Below are 20,574 nucleotides of genomic sequence, written 5' to 3'. Positions count from 1 at the left end.
TGCCCGAAGCGGGCCACCCGCGTCATCTAGCGGAGAAACATGCATGGCTTCGGCTGCTGAACAACTTGCTTCCAATCTGAATTTTGCGGCCTTCGCCAAGGCCGAGGATTTGAAGAAGCGCATCTGGTTCACGCTGGGTGCGCTGTTCGTCTATCGGCTCGGCACCTACATTCCGCTGCCCGGGATCAATCCCGAGGCCTTTGCGCAGGCATTCCAGCAGCAAAGCGGCGGCGTGCTCGGCATGTTCAACATGTTTGCCGGTGGCGCGGTCGAGCGCATGGCGATTTTTGCGCTGGGCATCATGCCCTACATCTCGGCGTCGATCATCATGCAGTTGATGACGTCAGTCATTCCTTCCCTGGAAGCACTGAAGAAGGAAGGCGAACAGGGCCGCAAGATCATCAATCAATACACCCGCTACGGCACGGTGCTCCTGGCTGTGGTGCAGTCCTACGGAATCGCGGTGGGGCTATCCAGCGGCAACAACATCGTCACCGAACCCGGCCTGTTCTTCCAGATCTCGTCTGTCATCACCCTGACCGGCGGCACCATGTTCCTCATGTGGCTGGGCGAGCAGATCACCGCTCGCGGCATCGGCAACGGTATCTCGCTGATCATCTTTGCCGGCATCGTGGCGGGCATGCCGTCTGCGATCAGCGGCACCTTGGAATTGAGCCGTTCCGGGGCGTTGTCAACGGGCCTTGTACTGGCCATCCTTGTGCTGGCCATCGCAGTCATTGCCCTCATGGTCTTTGTCGAACGCGCGCAGCGCCGGCTCCTGATCCAGTATCCGAAGCGCCAGGTCGGCAACCGCATGTTCCAGGGCGACACCTCGCACCTGCCGCTGAAGCTCAACACCTCGGGCGTCATTCCGCCTATCTTTGCTTCGTCCCTGCTGCTTTTGCCCGCAACCCTGGCCGGCTTTTCAAATACCCAGAACCTGCCGGGCTGGGCTGCGTCCGTCCTGTCTGCCCTCGGTCACGGCCAGCCGCTCTACATGATTTTCTACGGCGGCATGATCGCATTCTTCACCTTCTTCTACACGGCAATCGTGTTCAATCCGAAGGACACGGCTGATCAGCTGAAGAAGCATTCCGGCTTCATTCCGGGCTATCGTCCAGGTGAACGCACGGCAGACTATATCGACTATGTCTTGACCCGCATCACCGTGGTTGGCGCCGTCTATCTCGTCGCGGTCTGCCTGCTGCCGGAATACCTGATTGCTGCCACTGGCATCCCGTTCTACCTTGGTGGTACTTCGCTTCTGATCGTTGTCAGTGTAACTCTCGACACGATCGCGCAGATCCAGGGCCACTTGATCGCGCATCAATATGAAGGGCTGATCAAGAAGTCCAAGCTGCGCGGGGGCAAGAGAGGGAAATGAGGCTGATACTGCTTGGACCGCCTGGAGCGGGCAAGGGGACGCAAGCACAGAGACTGGTGGAGAAGTACGGCATACCCCAACTTTCGACGGGCGACATGCTGCGCGCCGCGGTTGCCGCAAAGACGCCGGTAGGCCTCAAGGCCAAAGCTGTCATGGATGCTGGAGAACTGGTTTCCGACGCCATCGTCAATGCGATCGTGGCGGAGCGGATCGATCAGCCCGATTGCGCGAAGGGTTTCATCCTCGACGGTTATCCACGCACGCTTGCCCAGGCCGACGCGGTCCAGGCCATGCTTGCCGAGCGTGGCCTTACCCTGGATGCGGTGATCGAACTGGTGGTTGACGACAAGGCGCTAGTGGGCCGTATCGTCAAGCGGGCAGAAGACGCCCGTGCCGCGGGGCAGCCGGTACGCAAGGACGACAACCCCGAGATTTTCGAAGAGCGGCTGCGCGAATATTACAAGAAGACCGCGCCTTTGATCGGCTACTACCATGCCAAGGCTATGCTGAAAGGTGTCGACGGCATGGCCAATATCGATGCAGTCAGCGGGCAGATCGACGCGCTGCTCGGCAAGGGCCATTGACGAATCTGACGACGTGCCCTTGACGGGACAGGCTGGCTGGAGTATGGCGGCCCGTCTCCCTATCAGGCATGAGGCTTGCTTGTCCGTACGGACAGGTCGGCTGCTTTGAAGAAGGAACACCCGCAAGGGCCGGCCTCCACCGGACGCGGGTCATTTGAACAGCGTCGGCCAGACCTGAAAGTCAGCCGCCCCACATGGAGATGAGAACAGATGGCTCGTATAGCCGGCGTCAATATTCCGACCAACAAGCGCGTCGTCATCGCGCTGCAGTACATTCACGGCATCGGCAAGAGATTTGCCCAGGAGATCGTCGACAAGGTCGGCATCCCGGCTGAACGCCGCGTCAACCAACTTACCGACGCCGAGGTTCTGGCGATCCGCGAAACCATCGACCGCGACTATCAGGTCGAAGGCGATCTGCGCCGCGAAGTTTCCATGAACATCAAGCGACTGATGGACCTCGGCTGCTATCGCGGCCTGCGCCATCGCCGCAGCCTGCCGGTTCGTGGCCAGCGCACGCACACCAATGCGCGCACCCGCAAGGGCCCTGCCAAGGCGATCGCCGGCAAGAAGAAGTAAGGCGAGCGAATAGGAAACAACGAGTAGCGAATAGGGAAACCCTGCTCACTATTCGCTATTTCGTTACTCGCTCTCCAAGGTGGAGCCGCTGGAACTACGGCGGTGTAGAGATCAACTGAAAGGAATACCATGGCCAAGGAAGCCGCTCGGGTTCGCCGTCGCGAACGCAAGAATATCTCGTCGGGCGTTGCCCACGTCAATTCGACCTTCAACAACACAATGATCACCATCTCGGACGCGCAGGGCAACGCGATTGCCTGGTCGTCGGCTGGCTCTCAGGGCTTCAAGGGTTCGCGCAAGTCGACCCCGTTTGCCGCTCAGATGGCCGCTGAAGATGTTGCCAAGAAGGCTCAGGAACACGGCATGCGCATGCTGGAAGTCGAAGTATGCGGCCCGGGCTCCGGCCGTGAATCGGCGCTGCGCGCTCTGCAGGCTGCCGGCTTCACCATCACCTCGATCCGCGATGTGACGCCGATCCCGCACAATGGCTGCCGCCCGCGCAAGAAGCGCCGCGTCTGACCCATTCACATTCATCGCTTGAGCGCCACTTGGCGCTTTTGCGTTTTTCCAGATCGCCCACCACGATTGGATGGTGGTGGGGAAGCGGAAGGAAGCCAACATGATCCAGAAAAACTGGCAGGAACTGATCAAGCCGAACAAGGTCGAGTTCTCGTCGAAGAAAAAGACTTTGACCACTCTGGTCGCCGAGCCGCTCGAGCGTGGCTTTGGCCTCACCTTGGGCAACGCGCTGCGCCGCGTGCTTTTGTCGTCGCTGCGCGGCTCCGCCGTCACCGCCGTCCAGATCGATGGCGTGCTGCACGAGTTCTCCTCGATCGGCGGTGTGCGTGAGGACGTGACCGACATCGTCCTCAACATCAAGGAAATCGCCATCAAGATGGAGGGCGATGGTCCCAAGCGCATGGTTGTGCGCAAGCAGGGCCCCGGTGCTGTGCTCGCCGGTGACATCCAGACGGTTGGTGACGTCGAGATCCTCAATCCCGATCACGTCATCTGCACGCTGGACGAAGGCGCTGAAATCCGCATGGAGTTCACCGTCGATACCGGCAAGGGCTATGTGCCGGCTGAGCGCAACCGCGCAGAGGATGCGCCGATCGGGCTGATTCCGGTCGACAGCCTCTATTCTCCGGTCAAGAAGGTCTCCTACAAGGTCGAGAACACCCGCGAGGGCCAGGTTCTCGACTACGACAAGCTGACCATGACCATCGAGACCGACGGGTCTGTCACCGGCGAGGACGCTGTGGCATTTGCCGCTCGCATCCTGCAGGACCAGCTTGCCCTGTTCGTCAACTTCGACGAGCCGCAGAAGGAAGTCGCGACCGAAGCGGTCACCGAACTCGCCTTCAACCCGGCTCTGCTCAAGAAGGTCGATGAACTGGAGCTTTCGGTTCGTTCCGCCAACTGCCTGAAGAACGACAACATCGTCTACATCGGCGACCTGATCCAGAAGACCGAAGCCGAGATGCTGCGCACCCCGAACTTCGGCCGCAAGTCGCTCAACGAGATCAAGGAAGTGCTGGCGGCCATGGGCCTTCACCTCGGCATGGAAGTGCCGGATTGGCCGCCGGAAAACATCGAAGATCTCGCAAAGCGTTACGAAGACCAATATTGAGCATGAATTCCGAGGGCCAGCGGCGCAAGCCGCCTGGCCCGACGGTCATGCGGAAAACCATCAGAGGCCGCGGCCTCTTGAATAGCTAAAGAAGGAAAAGAGCCATGCGCCACGGTTTCAAAGGCCGCCGCTTTGCCCGCAGCATAAGCCATCGCAAGTCTATGTTCGCCAACCTCGCCGTGTCTCTGATCGAGCATGAACAGATCGTCACCACCTTGCCGAAGGCGAAGGATCTGCGTCCTATCGTCGAGAAGCTGGTCACGCTCGGCAAGCGCGGCGACTTGCACGCTCGTCGTCAGGTCATTGCCCAGATCGGCAATGAAGATGTCGTCAAGCGCCTGTTCGATACGATTGCACCGCGCTACGCCACCCGCAACGGCGGCTACCTGCGCATCATGAAGGCAGGCTTCCGCAAGGGCGACAATGCGGCGATGGCCGTGATCGAGTTCGTTGATCGCGATACTTCCGCCAAGGGCGCCGCTGACCGCGACCGCATCGAGGCCGAAGGCGCCACCGAATCCGAAGCCGCATAAGCTTCGGATTTTCTTGAAACAGTTCAAGGGGCCCCATGGGCCCCTTTTTTGTTGGCTCTATGCCACTACATCGTTTCCTGAGCATCGGACCGAAAAATGGAATCCGGTTTTCGGAAAATCCGATGCTCAACAAAGGGACAGGTCGCAACTATGCATCCGTCAGGATGCGAAGTGATCTAACGGAGCTGATGTGAAAGGGTGGTTCATGCCGACGACGATGCGTTTCGCGCTTCTGGTGTTCGCCGCGATTGCCGCGGCCGCCATGCCCGGTGTCTCCTCAGCCGATACTGGAAAGGACAAGGCCATGCTCATTACCGCTATCGCCGACAGAGATGTGCCCGGCGTCCACGAACTCATCGAGGCAGGCGCGGACCTTGAAGCTCGCGATTCCCAAGGGCGTACCGGCCTGCTTCTCGCCACGCGTGACAACGAAGTCGAAATCGCCAAGGCGCTGATTGCAGCGGGAGCAGACGTCAACGCCAAGGATGAAATCCACGACACGCCTTTCCTTTATGCCGGTGCCGAAGGGCGTACCGAAATCCTGAAGGCGATCCTGGCTACGGGCCGGGCCGATCTTAAGGACACCAACCGCTATGGCGGTACCGCGTTGATCCCGGCGGCTCACCACGGCCATCCGGATGCCGTGCGCGTCCTGCTTGAAACGGGCATCGATATCGACCACGTCAACAACCTCGGCTGGACCGCCTTGATCGAAGCAGTGATCCTGGGCGACGGCGGCCCGGTCTATCAGGAAATCGTTGGCCTTCTTGTGGATGCCGGCGCCAGTAATATTCCCGACAGGGAGGGGGCCTTGCCGCTTGACCATGCCCGTCGCAATGGCTTTTCCGAGATCGCTTCCCGGGTCGAGTCCGGCCCAAGGCCGTAACGGCAAAACAATAGCCGGATTTCGGTTCGTCAGCCTTTCATTTTGCACAATCGTCGCGACAATGGCGCGCGACCATGCCCGGAGGATTCGCGAATGCGTGCCAAACAGTTGACTGCTGCCATTATTGGTTCCCTGATGCTGTTTTTGGCCGCGCCGCTTGGCACTCAGGCTGTGGCGCAGGACAAGAAAAGCGAGGGTCCGGGCCTTTCCGATGTCCTGACGGACCTCTTGCATGGCGCTCAGGATGACAAAGCCACCGCCGGCCCGGATCAGCGCGTGCCTTTCGGCCGCGAAGAAATGCAGTTGTCGTTCGCGCCGCTGGTCAAGGAAACGGCACCAGCCGTCGTCAACGTCTATGCCTCGCAGACCGCGAAGGTGAGGTCGCCTTTCGACGGCGACCCGTTCTTCGAGCAATTCTTCGGTCGTTCCATGCCGCGGGCGCAATCGTCGCTGGGTTCAGGGGTGCTCGTCGATCCGACCGGCATCATCGTCACGAATTTCCACGTCATCAAGGACGCCGACGAGGTCAAGGTCGCGATGTCGGACGGTCGTGAATTCACCAGCAAGGTTATGCTGAAGGACGAAACGCTCGATCTGGCGGTCCTGAAAATCGATTCCGACAAGCCTTTCCCGGTCATTGCCATCGGTGATTCCGACGCACTTCAGGTAGGTGACCTGGTGCTGGCCATCGGCAATCCGTTCGGTGTCGGCCAGACCACCACCAGCGGCATCGTGTCGGCCTTGGCGCGAAGCCATATCGGCATTTCCGATTCCGGCTTCTTCATTCAGACCGATGCGGCCATCAACCCGGGAAATTCCGGCGGCGGCCTGATCAACATGGCGGGCCAGCTCGTCGGCATCAACACCGCTATCTATAGCCGCAGCGGCGGTTCCATCGGCATCGGATTCGCTATTCCTTCCAACATGGTGCGAGCCTTCGTGGAAGCTGCGAAAACCGGGCATGATTTCTTCGAACGGCCCTATATCGGCGCGACGTTCGAGCCGGTGACGCCGCAAATCGCCGAATCGCTCGGCATGGAATCGCCCCATGGCGCTCTGGTGTCGGCGGTGGAGCCGGCCGGCCCTTCGGAAAGGGCAGGCCTCAAGCCGGGCGACGTGGTTCTGGCCTTCAATGGTACGATGATCGAGAATGTCGATGCGCTGGGCTATCGGCTGGCCACGCAGCCGATCGGTGCGACCGCCGAATTGGGCGTGCTTTCCAAGGGTGAGGAAAAGACACTCGACATTGCCCTTGTGCGTGCGCCAGAAGGTGCTGCCTCCGCCGAGATCCTGCTGCGCGGCCGCAGTCCGTTCGCCGGGGCCAAGGTGGCGGAAATGTCGCCGCGTCTTGCCCAGCGTCTGGGCATGAAGGCCGACATCAAGGGTGTCGCCGTAGTCGACGTCGACCGCAATTCCCCAGCGGCCGATTTTGGCCTCCAGCCCGGCGATATCGTGCGCGAGGTCAATGGCCAGACGATCGACAACGCAAGGAAGCTGGCGGACGCATCGCAGCAGAGCACGCGCTGGTGGCGTTTCACCGTTGAGCGCGACGGCCAGCTGCTTCGCCAGGTGTTGCGTTACTGATCTTCATTGCCGAAAGTGACTGCGCCTGACCGGACAATTCGGCACGCGCGACAGAGTGGAAAATGGCCGATCTGTTCAGTCCCGATCAACCGGAAAAGGCCTCGCTTGGCCGGCCGCTGGCCGACCGGCTGCGCCCGCAGAACCTTGGCGAGGTTGTCGGCCAGGAGCATCTGACCGGGCCTGACGGTGCGCTGACGCGCATGATTGCTTCCGGTACGCTCGGCTCGATGGTCTTCTGGGGGCCGCCCGGCACCGGCAAGACCACGGTAGCGCGGCTGCTCGCCGGGGAAACCAGTCTTGCCTTCGAGCAGATATCGGCCATCTTCTCCGGTGTCGCCGACCTGAAGAAGGTGTTCGAAACAGCCAGGCTGCGGCGCGCCAACGGTCGCCAGACGCTGCTGTTCGTCGACGAAATCCATCGCTTCAACCGTGCCCAGCAGGATTCCTTCCTCCCCGTCATGGAAGACGGCACCGTCGTTCTGGTCGGCGCGACAACGGAAAATCCCTCCTTCGAACTCAATGCAGCACTTCTGTCGCGCTCGCGGGTGCTGGTCTTTCACTCTCTGGACGAAGACAGCATCGCCAAGCTGTTGCAGCGTGCCGAGGAAACTGAGGCGAAGCCTTTGCCGCTTGACGAGGAGGCGAGGGCGTCCCTTGTTCGCATGGCGGATGGCGATGGTCGTGCCTCGCTTACCCTGTCGGAAGAAGTGTGGCGAGCGGCGAAACCCGGTGAGGTTTTCGACGCCGAGGGCCTCATGCGCATCGTCCAGCGCCGCGCGCCGATCTACGACAAGGGGCAGGACGGCCACTACAACCTGATCTCCGCCTTGCACAAGTCGGTGCGCGGCTCCGATCCAGATGCCGCCCTCTACTATCTCGCCCGCATGTTCGATGCCGGCGAAGATCCGCTTTATCTCGGACGCCGGCTGGTTCGCATGGCTGTCGAGGATATCGGCCTGGCCGATCCGCAGGCTCTTGTCGTCGCCAATGCGGCCAAGGATGCCTACGACTATCTGGGCTCGCCAGAGGGCGAACTGGCCTTCGCGCAGGCTTGCGTCTATCTGGCGACCGCTCCCAAATCCAACGCCGTGTACAACGCGTTCAAGGCAGCCACCCGCGCCGCCAAGGAACATGGCTCGCTTCTGCCGCCCAAGCACATCCTCAATGCGCCGACCAAGCTGATGAAGGAAGAAAGCTACGGTTCGGGCTACCGCTACGACCACGACGAACCGGAAGCCTTCTCCGGGCAGGATTATTTCCCGGAGAAAATGGGCCGCCGGACCTTTTACGATCCGCCCGAGCGTGGCTTCGAGCGGGAGGTGAGGAAACGGCTCGAATATTGGGCCAAGCTGCGCAAGGAACGCGGCATGTAGGCGCGCTGTTGCGCGTATCCGAACGATTCCGGCCTCGGCCCGATGCTGCGGCCGCAAGCCGGCTCGCAAATGCCGGCGCTTGGTGCTATTGCCCGCTTCCAGAAAAGAGCATCGGACTGAACAGTGGAAACCGGCTTTCGGGTATTTCCGATGCTCCAACCAACAGATGAATCGCCATTTGCGCATCCTTGAAGATGCCCGGCGATCAAGCGGACAGGCACATGGCAGGCGTAGAACAGCTAACGGTTGGGGCCGACGAGGCCGGCATGCGGCTCGACCGCTGGTTCAAGACCCATTTCCCGGGGCTTGGCTTCGGACATCTGCAAAAGCTGCTGCGCTCGGGCCAGGTCCGCGTCAACGGCGGCCGTGCCAAGACCGACACGCGCGTCGAGCCCGGTCAGGTCATCCGCATTCCGCCGCTCGACGTGGACAAGAAGGGCGAGGGCCAGCTTACCGGCTATTCCATCCGCAACCAGGACGATGGTGACGTTCTGGCCAGGATGCTGCTGCACGAAGACGCCAAGGTCTACGTCTTCAACAAGCCGGCCGGACTTGCCGTGCAGGGTGGTTCGGGCGTCACGCGCAACGTCGATGACATGCTGGAGGCATTGCGCAGCAAGAAGGGCGAGAAGCCGCGCCTTGTCCATCGCCTCGACCGCGATACGTCCGGCGTGCTGGTTGTCGCCCGCACCCGTCTTGCCGCGATGAAACTGTCGGAATCGTTTCGCGCCCGCGAGACGAAGAAAACCTATTGGGCCTTGGTGAAGGGCGTACCGGCCAAGCGCGAAGACAAGATTTCGACCTGGCTGATCAAGGAACCCACGCCCGACGGTGACCGCGTGCGCGTGGCCAAACATGGCGAGAAGGGCGCCGATCACGCGGTGTCCTACTATCGCGTCATCGAGCAGGCCGCGCAGTCGATGTCCTGGCTGGAGATGGAACCCTATACCGGCCGCACCCACCAACTTCGTGTCCACGCGGCCCATATCGGGTGCCCGATCATCGGTGATCCCAAATATTTCGAGGCCGATACCAACTGGGAGTTTCCCGGCGGCCTCCAGAACCGGCTGCACCTGCATGCCCGTCGCATCGTCATCCCGCATCCCGATGGCGGCAAGATCGATGTCACGGCGCCGATGCCACCGCACATGCGCCAGAGCTGGAACCTGATCGGCTTTGACCTGCAGAGCGCTGAGGACGACACGTGAGCGCTGCCGTCGATGGCATAGAACGGCGCGATGCCATCGACGTGGCCGCAACGGCCATGATGCTCGGCCTGACGCTGTCGTGGGGCCTCAACTATGTTGCCGCGAAAATTGCCTACGGCGGCTTTGACCCCGTCTTCATTTCAATCGCTCGGGCGTTGATTGGCGGCCTGCTGGTCGTTGGCTGGTGCCGCTGGCGCGGCATCGCCTTGTTTGAGCGCGATGGAACGCTCGTCGCCGGGACCGTGGCGGGGGCGCTGTTCGGCCTTGAGTTCCTGTTCCTCTACATCGGACTGGAGCAGACAACGGTCGCCCGCAACACGCTCCTCGTCAACGCCATGCCGTTCTGGATGCTGATCGGCGGCCATTTCTTTCTGGGCGAGCACTTCACCAGGCGAAAACTGGCTGGGCTGGTTCTGGCATTTCTCGGTCTCGCCACGGTGTTTTCCGATAAATTGGGCACCGGCGGGGCGCTGATGGGTGATCTTTTGAGCCTTGGTGCCGGCATTTTGTGGGCGCTTACCAATCTCGTCATCAAGCGATCGAGACTGACCAACATCGGCGCGGAGAAGGTGCTTCTTTATCAATTGGCGGGGGCAGCCGTGGTCGGCTTCATCGCTCTGCCTTTGGCCCAGCATCCGATCCGCGATGTCACCGCCGCGGCAACAGCCGCCTTGCTGTTCCAGGCGGTCTACATCGTTGCCTTCACCTACGTCCTGTGGTTTTGGTTGCTCAGGCGCTACCCGGCGTCCGGATTGTCGAGTTTCGCCTTCCTGACGCCTGTATTTGGCGTGCTTTGCGGAGCTGTCTTTCTGGGTGAGGCGTTGAGCGCTCGAATTTTCATTGCCTTGGCGCTGATCACTATCGGGTTGATCATCGTCAATCGGCCGGTGCGCAAGCAGATCATCGGTTAGGAACTGTGATGCGGGATATTTTGAAAGACCTCGAAGCCGGCAACTATCTGTCCGATCCGGATCCGGTGCGTCGTGCGCAAATCCAGATGAAGACGCCGTTGCCGAAGCGGTTCTACAAGGCCGCCTCGGTTTCGAAGGAGGCGGCTGGCTTCGCCGTGCATCTCGATGGCAAGCCGGTGCGCACGCCGGGCAAGGCGTTGCTGGCTCTGCCGACCGAACCGGCGGCACTGCTTGTCGCCTCGGAGTTCGAAGTGCAAAAGGAGGTCATCGACCCGGTATCGATGCCCGTCTTGCGGCTGGCCAACACCGCGATCGTTGGTGTGGCGGTCGATCCGCAGGCCGTGCTGGAGGATATTTTGCGCTTTGCCGCCTCCGATATGCTTTGCTATCGAGCCGATGCGCCACAGGGCCTCGTGGAGCGCCAAAACACGCACTGGGACCCGGTGCTGGATTGGGTCCAGGTTACACTGAGTGCGCGCTTCAACCTTGCTGAGGGTGTGATCCATGTCGAGCAGCCAAGGGAATCGATCGCTGTTCTTGGTGCGCATCTGGCCAGAAACGCCAATCCGTTCCGGTTGGCCGCTTTGCACGTCATGACGTCGCTAACCGGTTCGGCCCTGCTGGCCCTTGCCGCCGATGCCGGGGAACTGGATGTCGACGCCGCCTGGCTTGCCGCTCATGTGGATGAGGACTGGCAGATCGAGCAATGGGGGCAGGACGCCGAAGCCGTTGCCCGGCGCTCGCACCGCAAGCGGGATTTCGTGGCCGCAGCGGCGCTTTTGGGCGCGCTCGAACAGGAAAAGATTGGCGAATAGCCAGTTGAAATAGCTGGCGATACAAGAGGGGCGGGAAGCCACGTTCTCATCCAGGCCGGAACCGTCTCCGGTCTGGAAGCCTGCAGTCTCCGATCGCTACTCGCTGTTCCCCCGCTTCCTCATATCGCCAGATATTCGTGACGAAGCTGGGCGTTTTCGAGCACTTCCTTGGCCGTGCCGCTGAACACGACGGTGCCGGTGTCCATGATGACGGCGTGGTCTGAAAGCCTCAGCGCCGCAACCGCGTTCTGTTCCACAATGATGGTGGTGATGCCGATTTCGCGGATCTGCTGGACGATCTTTTCAATCTCCTGGACGATGACCGGCGCAAGTCCCTCGTAAGGCTCGTCGAGGAAGAGGATCTTGATGTCGCGGGCCAGGGCACGTGCCACCGCAAGCATCTGTTGCTCGCCGCCCGAAAGCGTCGTCGCCTCTTGTTTGCGCCGTTCGGCCAGGCGTGGAAAGTGCTCGTAGATGCGCTGCAATTCCCAGCCCTTCGGTTCTGCCACCTGGGCAAGGATCAGGTTTTCCTCGACAGAGAGGCCGCCGATGATGCGCCGGTCCTCCGGCACCAATTGCACGCCGGCCTGCGCCGCTTGATGCGACTTCATCTTGTGGATGGGCTTGCCTTCAAGCCAGATTTCGCCAGACGCCAGTTGTGGCGATGCCACACGCGCCAATGTGCGCAGGGTCGAGGTCTTGCCGGCGCCGTTGCGGCCCAGCAGCGACAGGATTTCGCCCTTGCGAATGTCGAAGGAAACACCCTGGACGATGTAGGATTCGCCGTAATAGGCGTGGATGTCTCTGACGCTGAAGAACGGCTCGGCTTCGTTGTCCGCCACTTTCGTCGCTCCCCCCGTGAAGTCTTTTTCGGAATGCGCGGCCATGTTCATGTTTGTGCCTCCCCGAGATAAGCTTCCTTGACCTTGGGATTTGCCCGCACATCTTCGGGCGTACCGTCCGCTATGATGCGTCCCTGCGCAAGCACGCTTATCTTGTCTGCAAGTGAAAACACGACATGCATGTCGTGTTCGATGATGACCTTGGTCATGCCGCGGCTCTTGATGCGCTTGAGAAGGTCGATAGTGCTGTTTGTGTCATGGCGCGACATGCCGGCCGTCGGTTCGTCAAGCAGCAACAGGCGCGGATTCTGCACCAGGCACATGGCCAGTTCCAGGCGGCGCTTGTCGCCGCGCGACAGGCTGCCGGCCTCGACGTTGCGTCTGTTCTGCAGGCCGACGTCTTCAAGCGCCGCCTCCGCTTTCTCGCGGATGTCCTTTTGCTTGGCGACGGGGGAGGAGGCGTTGAAACGGAAGGCCCCGTCGCGCTTGGCGAAGGCCGGGATCATGACGTTTTCAAGCAGCGACAGGTCGGCGAAAATCTCCGGCGTCTGGAAGACCCGGCTGACGCCAAGCTGGTTGATCTGGTGCGGTTGGTGGTTGTTGAGCGCCTGGCCGTCGAAAACGACTTGCCCCCGGTCCGGCTTGATGCGGCCCACGCACACATTGAGCAGCGTCGACTTGCCGGCGCCGTTAGGGCCGATGATGGCATGCACGGTGCCTTCCTCGACCTGCAGGTCGACGTCCGCCAGTGCGTGCAGACCCCCGAAGCGCTTGTGGACGTCGGCGACATGCAGGACGATGTTTTTGTCGCTCATCGGATTACTCCGCCGGTTGGGGATGGGGCGCCGCTGGCACGGCATCGCCGCCGCCGCGTCGGCGGGTGAAGATGACCCACAGGCGGCGCAGGCCTTCGATGATGCCGCCCGGCATGAAGACCACGAGCAGTACGAAAATGACGCCGAGCGTCAGGTTCCAACCTTCGCCGACGAACAGCGAGAGGAATGAAACCAGTGCGTTCTCGATCGTATCGGGCAGGAAACTAAAGACCCCATGGAGGGTATCCGGACCGAACGAGGAGAAGATGTTCTCGAAGTACTTGATGACGGCCGCGCCCACCACCGGGCCGATCAGCGTGCCGACGCCGCCCAGTATGGTCATCAGCACCACTTCGCCCGATGCGGTCCACTGCATCCGCTCGGCGCCCGCCAGCGGGTCGGTCGCGACCATCAGGCTGCCGGCGAGGCCTGCATAGACGCCCGAAATGACGAAGGCGGCGAGCAAGTAGGGGCGGGTGTCGAAGCCGGTGTAGCGCATGCGGTTCTGGTTCGACTTTATGGCGCGAAGCATCATGCCGAATGGCGAGCGGAAGATGCGCATCGAGATGTAGAAGCAGATGATCAGCGCCACGGCGCAAAGATAGAAGCCGCCCAGGCCGCCGCCGCTGGTCTCGAGGCCGAACAGGGTCGCCCTCGGCAGTCCGGCGCCCGGCTCATGGAACATTGCGTCGATCCAGCGTGGATCCCGCAACGTCAACTGCAGGCCGGTTTCGCCGTTGGTCAAAGGGGTGAGCACGGAGTAGGCCAGATTGTAGCACATCTGGGCAAATGCCAGCGTGAGGATCGAGAAATAGATGCCCGACCGCCTGAGGCTCACATAGCCGATGACGACGGCGAAGATCGCCGCGAAGAACACCGACATGAAAATCGCCGGGATGATGTTCATGGTGAACAGCTTGAACGACCAGACCGCGGCATAAGACCCGACGCCCAGGAACGCGGCATGACCGAAGGACAGGTAGCCGGTCAGGCCGAACAGGATGTTGAAGCCGATGGCGAAGATGCCGAAGATGCAGAATTTCTGCATCAGCGCTGGATAGGCGGCGCCGATCGGCTGCAGGATGATTGGCATCAGGAGCACGAAGGCGGTGAAGCCGGCGAGCATGATCCAGTCGTTGCGGGAGAGGCCTTTGAACATGGATCAGTCCTCCATCACGCCTTTGCGACCCATCAACCCGCGCGGCAGTGTCAACAGGATGACGACGGCGACAAGGTAGATGATGATCTGATCGATACCGGGAATAATCGCCTTGACCTCGTTCATCGAGGCGAAGGATTGCAGGATGCCGAGCAGGAAGCCGGCAGCCACCGCGCCGCCCAGCGAACCCATGCCGCCGACGACGACGACCACGAAGGACAGCACCAGAAACTCCATGCCCATGTGGTAGTCCGGCGGCAGGATCGGTGTGTACATGACGCCCGCCACGCCGGCGACCACCGAGGCCAGTCCGAATACGACGGTGAAGCGCCGCTCGATGTCGATGCCGAGCAGGCCGACCGTCTCGCGGTCGCGCATGCCGGCCCTGACCACCATGCCGTAAGTGGTGAACTGGAGGAACGCAAAGACCGCTCCGATCACGCCGAGCGAGAACAGGAAATAGATGATGCGCCACCATGGATAGGCGAGCGTCTGCCCCATGCCGAAGATTTCGCCGACATAGGCTGTACCGCCGAAAGCCATGGGCGCCGGCTGCGGAATGGGGTTTGCGCCGAAGAAATGCTTGATGATTTCCTGGATGACGATGGCAAGGCCGAAGGTGACCAGAATCTGGTCGGCATGTGGCCGCTTGTAGAAATGGCGGATCAGTCCGCGCTCCATGACGATGCCGATGATGAGCATCACGGGTATGGCGAGCAGGATGGAGAAGGGAACGGAATAATCGTGCAGATATGCGCCGAAGTCGCCGAGCAGGGCCTCTATGTAGGGCGTGCGGACTTCAAGCGGCGTACCCCAGGCCGTCGTCTGGCTGGGGTCGATCACAACGCTTTCGAGATTGAGCAGCTTGTTGAACGTGACGGCGCAGAATGCGCCCAACATGAACAGCGCGCCGTGGGCGAAGTTGACGACACCCAGTGTGCCGAAGACAAGGGTAAGACCAAGTGCAATCAGCGCATAAGCGCCGCCCTTGTCGAGACCGTTCAATATTTGCAGCAAAATAGCGTCCATGCCCACCAGCCTGTGAACGAGTTAGCGTGCCAGATCGAAGGACCCGGCCGCCGTGGGGCAGCCGGGTTTGTTTCGGTGTTATGCCGTCAGCACTGCTTGGCGTCGGATGGCCCGAGTTCGCCGCCGAAGATCGCCGGATCGTACGTGGTCACCTCGCGGGGAACGACCTTGACGATCTCCATCAGGTCGTACTTGTCCTTGGGGTTTTCCTTGCCCTGCACCACCAGGCACGACTTCATGCACTGGTGATCTTCAGCACGGTAGAGCGTCGACCCGTTGCCCAGGCCGTCGAACTCGAAGCCTTCCAGCGCCTTGATCACGGCAGGGGCGAAGAAAGTCCCGGCGCGTTCGCAGGCGTCGGCGTAGAGCAGCGCCTGCACGTAGCATGTATGCGCGGCCTGCGAGGGCGGTGCACCGTATTCCTGGCCAAACGACTTGGTGAAGGCCTTCGTTGCGTCGTCGTCGAGCTTCCAGTCCCAGTTGCTGGTGCCGTAGATGCCCTTGACCGCGTCGCCAGCGCCCTGCGCCATCAATTCGGAGAACAACGGCACGACGATCTCGAACTTCTTGCCGTTCACTTCCTTGTCACGCAGGCCGAACTGAACCGACTGGGTCAGCGAGTTCACCATGTCCTTGCCGTAGTGGTTCAGGATCAGCACGTCGGCGCCAGAATTGAGCACAGGCGTGATGTACTGGGAGAAGTCGGCCGAGCCGAGCGGCGTGCGCACCGCGGCGACGGTCTGCCAGCCGAGTGCTTCGGTGGCGGCCTTCATCGATTCTTCCTGCGTCCAGCCCCAGGTGTAGTCGGCCGTCAGGTGATAGGCCTTGCGGTCCTTGCCATAGGCTTCCGCGATGACGGGTCCGAGCGCCACGCCCGACTGGTAGGCGTTGAAGAAGTGGCGGAAACCGTAGCGCTTCTTGTCCTTGCCGGTGGTGTCGTTGGAGTGGGTCAGGCCGGACATGTGGATGACGCCCATGTCCTGGCAAAGGCTCTGCACGGCCACGGCTTCGGCAGACGACGACCCGCCCGAGATCATGATCGCGCCGTCGCGCTCGATCATGCGCTTGGAGTTGTCGCGGGCGGCGTCGGTCTTGGTCTGCGAATCGCCGTGGACTTGGGCGACCTTCTTGCCCAGAACGCCGTTGCCTTTCAGCGCGGCCGGCTTCATCGTCGGGATCATGCCGCCGTCGCCTTCACCGTTCAAGTGCTTGACGGCCAGCTGGAACGCCTTCAGTTCGTCGGCGCCTTCGTCGGCATAGGGGCCTGTCAGCGGTACGCTCCAGCCGAACGTGACGGTGTCGCCCTTCGGCATGTTGCACGAAATATCCTCGGCATAGGCGCCGCGGATGAAGTGCATCGGTGCGGCGAGCGCTACGCCCGACGCCGCGCCGGCCCGCAAAAGACCACGACGCGTCATGATAAACTTGGACATAAAAATCCTCCCATAAGGTTGTGCTCCGGCGACTCCCTCCCGAAGCGTCGCAGGTACCAAACGGTACCCGACGGCGCGAAATCCTCAATTGGGCTTTGGAATATGAGCCTTAAGTTATAATACTAAGGTATCGCATCAGCCGGCTATGAGCGCCTTGATGCCGTCGGCGACGAATTGCACGGCAAGGGCTGCCAGGATGACGCCGAGCAGGCGCGTCAGGATGGAGCGTCCGGTATGGCCGAGAATGCGGTCGATGCGTTCCGACAGGACGAACACGAGATAGGTGATTGCCAGGCACATGAAAATGATGCCGACCAATGCCGCTTGTGCCGCAAAACCCTGGAACGAGCCTGAAAGCAGAACCGTGGCCGAGATCGCGCCGGGTCCGGCGATCAGCGGGATCGCCAGCGGGAAGGCGGCGATATTGTGGATGTGGTCGCGGGTGATGGCGACGTCGCCGATCTTTTCCTTGCGGTCCTGCCGGCGCTCGAACACCATTTCGAAGGCGATGAAGAACAGCAGAAAGCCGCCGGCAACGCGGAATGCCGGCAGCGTGATGCCGAACACGGCAAGAATCGAGGCGCCCGCGATGGCGAAAAGCGCCATCACGGCAAAGCCGATGGTCGAGGCGCGTATGGAAACTTGCTGGCGCTGCTGACGGTTCATGCCGCGCGTGACTGCAAGGAACAGAGGCGCCAGGCCCGGCGGGTCGATAGTCACGAGGATGGTGACGAAAGCATTGAAAAGGCTATCGAAACTCGGCATCATCTGCTCCCCCTGTTTAGTAAATTAGCGCGGTCGACGGCCGGACGCCAGCCGTCGATGCACAATGGTGCGGCCATCCGCGCGGGCCGTTTCGCCTGCTGCGTCGAATATTTCATCAGTATTTAGGACAATAAGGCATATCCATTTGAAATATTGGAGGAAATCAGCGTTGGAAAATATCGTTGACTGTTGGAGAATCTGCAACCGTTCCTATATAAGAATAGAGTGATTCCCAAGACTGCGTGATCCAATTTGACCGACCAGAACACACCGCGCGACGCCGACGGCGGCCCTTCCGGCATCGAACCGATTTCCATCATAGAGGAGATGCAGCGCTCCTATCTCGATTACGCCATGAGTGTGATCGTGAGCCGGGCGTTGCCCGACGTGCGCGACGGCCTGAAGCCGGTGCACCGGCGTATCCTCTATGCGGCGCATGAAAGCGGCTACCACTGGAACCGCAAATACGTGAAGTCGGCTCGTCCGGTGGCCGACGTCATGGGTAAGTACCATCCCCACGGCGATGCCTCGATCTATGACGCCTTGGTGCGCATGGCGCAGGACTGGTCGTTGCGCGTTCCGCTCATCGACGGGCAGGGCAATTTCGGGTCGATCGATGGCGATCCGCCGGCGGCCATGCGCTACACAGAAGCACGCCTCACCAAGGTCGCACACGAGCTTCTGGAAGACATCGACAAGGACACTGTCGATTTTCAGGACACCTATGACGCGTCTTCGCACGAGCCGCGTGTCCTGCCGGCCCGTTTCCCGAACCTTCTGGTCAACGGCTCGGGCGGTATCGCGGTGGGCATGGCCACCAACATCCCGCCGCACAACCTGATTGAAGTCTGCAATGGCGCCGTTGCCCTCATCGACAATCCGGCCATCGACCTGCCGGACTTGATGGAGATCATTCCAGGCCCGGATTTTCCGACGGGCGGCATCGTGCTCGGTCGTTCAGGCATCTACAATGCCTATTCGACAGGCCGCGGATCCATCATCATGCGCGGCAAGGTGCATGTCGAGGACATGCGCGGCGACCGCGAAGCCATCGTCATCACCGAAGTTCCCTTTCAGGTGAACAAGTCGTCGATGATCGAGAAGATGGCCGAACTGGTGCGCGACAAGCGCATCGAAGGCATCTCCGACATCCGCGACGAGAGCGACCGTCAGGGTTACCGCGTCGTCATCGAACTGAAGCGCGACGCCAACGCCGAGGTCATCCTCAACCAACTCTATCGTTACACGCCGCTGCAAACCTCGTTCGGCGCCAACGTCGTTGCCCTGAACGGCGGCAAGCCGGAAGTGATGACGCTGATCGACATGCTGAAGGCCTTCGTGTCTTTCCGCGAGGAAGTGATCAGCCGGCGCACGAAGTTCCTGCTGCGCAAGGCGCGCGACCGCGCCCACGTTCTCGTCGGCCTTGCCATCGCGGTTGCCAATATCGATGAAGTCATCAAGCTGATCCGCACCGCGCCCGATCCGCAAACGGCGCGCGAGCAGTTGATGGAACGGCGCTGGCCGGCGGCCGATGTCGAGGTGTTGATCCGGCTGATCGACGATCCTCGCCATCGCATCAATGACGACGGCACCTACAATCTTTCCGAGGAGCAGGCGCGCGCCATCCTTGAACTGCGCCTGCAGCGCCTGACCGCCCTTGGCCGCGACGAGATCGCCGACGAATTGAACACCATCGGCGACGAGATCAAGGACTATCTCGACATCCTTTCCTCGCGCGCCCGCATCCAGCAGATCGTCAAGGACGAGCTTGTGGCCGTGCGCGATGAATTCGGCACGCCGCGCCGCACCGAGCTTGCCGATGGCGGCGCCGACATGGACGACGAAGACCTCATCCAGCGCGAAGACATGGTCGTTACCGTCAGCCATTCCGGCTACATCAAGCGCGTGCCGCTGTCGCTCTACCGGGCGCAGCGTCGTGGCGGCAAGGGCCGCTCCGGCATGTCGACCAAGGACGAGGATTTCGTCACGCGGCTGTTCGTGGCCAACACCCACACGCCGGTGCTGTTCTTCTCCTCGCGCGGCATCGTCTACAAGGAAAAAGTCTGGCGCCTGCCGATCGGAAGCCCGCAATCGCGCGGCAAGGCGCTGATCAACATGCTGCCGCTGGAACAGGGCGAGCGCATCACCACCATCATGCCGCTGCCCGAGGACGAGACACGCTGGGGCGATCTGGACGTCATGTTCGCCACGACGCGCGGCACAGTCCGGCGCAACAAGCTGTCGGACTTCGTCCAGGTCAACCGCAATGGCAAGATCGCCATGAAGTTGGAGGAAGAAGGCGACGAGATTCTCGGCGTCGAGACCTGCACCGACAATGACGACGTGCTCCTGACGGCCAATTCCGGTCAGTGCATACGCTTCCGTGTCGCCGACGTGCGAGTATTCCAAAGCCGCAATTCGGTAGGCGTGCGCGGCATTTCCATGGCCGATACCGACCGCGCCATTTCCATGACCATCATCGAGCATGTCGATGCCGACCCGTCGGAACGTGCTGCCTATCTCAAGCGCTCCGCCGTCGAGCGCCGCGCGTTGTTGGGCAATGGCGACGAAGAGGAGATCGCGCTCACCAACGAAGAGGTTGGCGAGGAGGCACAGCTTTCCGACGAACGCTACGAATTCCTGAAAGACCACGAGCAGTTCGTTTTGACGGTGACCGAACTCGGCTACGGCAAGCGCTCGTCGTCCTATGATTTCCGGCTCACCGGGCGCGGTGGCAAGGGTATCCGCGCCACCGATGTCTCCAAGGTCGATGAAATCGGCCGCCTCGTAGCCACATTCCCGGTCGGCAATGACGACCAGATCATGCTGGTGTCGGACGGTGGCACGGTCATCCGCGTTCCTGTGGCGGGCATTCGTTTCGCCAGCCGCGCCACCAAGGGCGTAACCATCTTCAACACGGCAGACGGCGAAAAAGTGGTTTCGGTCGAACGGATTTCGGAGCCGAACACGGACGACGAAGAGGCCAACGGCGATCTGGAAGCGGTTCCGTCAGACAAGGAAACAAGCCTCGACTGATGCGTCGG

At 61.2% G+C, this 20,574-nt stretch carries 19 protein-coding genes; 13 read left to right on the top strand and 6 right to left on the bottom strand.

Annotation, left to right across the window (positions count from 1 at the left end):
* The first annotated feature begins 43 nt into the window (after nt 1-43).
* From secY to ASD64_RS04700, 12 genes are all read left to right on the top strand, one after another.
* Entirely contained in the window at nt 44-1,384 is a 1,341-nt protein-coding gene (secY, locus tag ASD64_RS04755; RefSeq protein WP_056101412.1) for a preprotein translocase subunit SecY, read from the top strand.
* Nucleotides 1,381-1,968 (top strand): adenylate kinase, encoded by a 588-nt coding sequence (locus ASD64_RS04750; protein WP_056101409.1) that lies wholly within the window; start codon nt 1,381-1,383, stop codon nt 1,966-1,968. The genes secY and ASD64_RS04750 overlap by 4 nt, the downstream gene beginning before the upstream one ends.
* Before the next feature lie 210 nt (nt 1,969-2,178).
* On the top strand, nt 2,179-2,547 hold the full coding sequence (rpsM, locus tag ASD64_RS04745) for a 30S ribosomal protein S13 (RefSeq protein ID WP_056101405.1): 369 nt from the start codon (nt 2,179-2,181) through the stop codon (nt 2,545-2,547).
* Between the two features lie 129 nt (nt 2,548-2,676).
* Nucleotides 2,677-3,066 carry a 30S ribosomal protein S11 gene (gene rpsK / locus ASD64_RS04740; RefSeq protein WP_056101402.1) on the top strand — a complete coding sequence of 130 codons (390 nt, stop codon included), beginning with the start codon at nt 2,677-2,679 and terminating at the stop codon, nt 3,064-3,066.
* Nucleotides 3,067-3,166: 100 nt separating this feature from the next.
* On the top strand, nt 3,167-4,177 hold the full coding sequence (locus ASD64_RS04735; RefSeq protein WP_056101603.1) for a DNA-directed RNA polymerase subunit alpha: 1,011 nt from the start codon (nt 3,167-3,169) through the stop codon (nt 4,175-4,177).
* A gap of 104 nt (nt 4,178-4,281) precedes the next feature.
* Nucleotides 4,282-4,710: a 50S ribosomal protein L17 gene (gene rplQ, locus ASD64_RS04730; RefSeq protein ID WP_056101400.1), complete on the top strand. Its 429-nt coding sequence runs from the start codon at nt 4,282-4,284 to the stop codon at nt 4,708-4,710.
* A gap of 205 nt (nt 4,711-4,915) precedes the next feature.
* Nucleotides 4,916-5,596: an ankyrin repeat domain-containing protein gene (locus ASD64_RS04725; RefSeq protein WP_244480706.1), complete on the top strand. Its 681-nt coding sequence runs from the start codon at nt 4,916-4,918 to the stop codon at nt 5,594-5,596.
* A gap of 93 nt (nt 5,597-5,689) precedes the next feature.
* On the top strand, nt 5,690-7,180 hold the full coding sequence (locus ASD64_RS04720; protein ID WP_056101397.1) for a DegQ family serine endoprotease: 1,491 nt from the start codon (nt 5,690-5,692) through the stop codon (nt 7,178-7,180).
* Between the two features lie 62 nt (nt 7,181-7,242).
* A complete protein-coding gene (locus tag ASD64_RS04715; RefSeq protein ID WP_056101395.1) occupies nt 7,243-8,553 on the top strand; it encodes a replication-associated recombination protein A in 1,311 nt (436 codons plus the stop codon).
* 221 nt (nt 8,554-8,774) lie between these two features.
* Nucleotides 8,775-9,761 (top strand): RluA family pseudouridine synthase, encoded by a 987-nt coding sequence (locus ASD64_RS04710; RefSeq protein WP_056101598.1) that lies wholly within the window; start codon nt 8,775-8,777, stop codon nt 9,759-9,761.
* Nucleotides 9,758-10,672 (top strand): DMT family transporter, encoded by a 915-nt coding sequence (locus tag ASD64_RS04705; RefSeq protein ID WP_413813573.1) that lies wholly within the window; start codon nt 9,758-9,760, stop codon nt 10,670-10,672. The genes ASD64_RS04710 and ASD64_RS04705 overlap by 4 nt, the downstream gene beginning before the upstream one ends.
* An 8-nt stretch (nt 10,673-10,680) precedes the next feature.
* Entirely contained in the window at nt 10,681-11,487 is an 807-nt protein-coding gene (locus ASD64_RS04700) for an ATP12 family chaperone protein (protein ID WP_056101385.1), read from the top strand.
* Nucleotides 11,488-11,606: 119 nt separating this feature from the next.
* On the opposite strand, the gene ASD64_RS04695 is transcribed toward ASD64_RS04700, so the two are convergent.
* The 6 genes from ASD64_RS04695 to ASD64_RS04670 all read right to left on the bottom strand — a co-directional run bounded on the left by ASD64_RS04695 (nt 11,607) and on the right by ASD64_RS04670 (nt 17,530).
* A complete protein-coding gene (locus ASD64_RS04695; protein ID WP_413813575.1) occupies nt 11,607-12,374 on the bottom strand; it encodes an ABC transporter ATP-binding protein in 768 nt (255 codons plus the stop codon).
* Nucleotides 12,375-12,376: 2 nt separating this feature from the next.
* Nucleotides 12,377-13,144 carry an ABC transporter ATP-binding protein gene (locus ASD64_RS04690; protein WP_056101383.1) on the bottom strand — a complete coding sequence of 256 codons (768 nt, stop codon included), beginning with the start codon at nt 13,142-13,144 and terminating at the stop codon, nt 12,377-12,379.
* 4 nt (nt 13,145-13,148) lie between these two features.
* Nucleotides 13,149-14,303: a branched-chain amino acid ABC transporter permease gene (locus ASD64_RS04685; protein WP_056101380.1), complete on the bottom strand. Its 1,155-nt coding sequence runs from the start codon at nt 14,301-14,303 to the stop codon at nt 13,149-13,151.
* 3 nt (nt 14,304-14,306) lie between these two features.
* Entirely contained in the window at nt 14,307-15,332 is a 1,026-nt protein-coding gene (locus ASD64_RS04680; protein WP_056101376.1) for a branched-chain amino acid ABC transporter permease, read from the bottom strand.
* 86 nt (nt 15,333-15,418) lie between these two features.
* On the bottom strand, nt 15,419-16,765 hold the full coding sequence (locus ASD64_RS04675; protein ID WP_056101373.1) for a substrate-binding protein: 1,347 nt from the start codon (nt 16,763-16,765) through the stop codon (nt 15,419-15,421).
* Between the two features lie 135 nt (nt 16,766-16,900).
* Nucleotides 16,901-17,530 carry a MarC family protein gene (locus ASD64_RS04670; RefSeq protein WP_056101590.1) on the bottom strand — a complete coding sequence of 210 codons (630 nt, stop codon included), beginning with the start codon at nt 17,528-17,530 and terminating at the stop codon, nt 16,901-16,903.
* A 252-nt stretch (nt 17,531-17,782) separates the two neighbouring features.
* Between ASD64_RS04670 and gyrA the strand changes: the two genes are divergently transcribed.
* Nucleotides 17,783-20,566, top strand: coding sequence for a DNA gyrase subunit A (gyrA, locus tag ASD64_RS04665; protein ID WP_056101370.1), 2,784 nt, complete (start codon nt 17,783-17,785; stop codon nt 20,564-20,566).
* Nucleotides 20,567-20,574: the final 8 nt, after the last annotated feature.

It is taken from the genome of Mesorhizobium sp. Root157, assembly GCF_001427385.1.
Taxonomy (GTDB): Bacteria; Pseudomonadota; Alphaproteobacteria; order Rhizobiales; family Rhizobiaceae; genus Mesorhizobium.
Note: the sequence above shows the minus strand (reverse complement) of the source record. Positions and strands in the feature narration are given on the sequence as shown.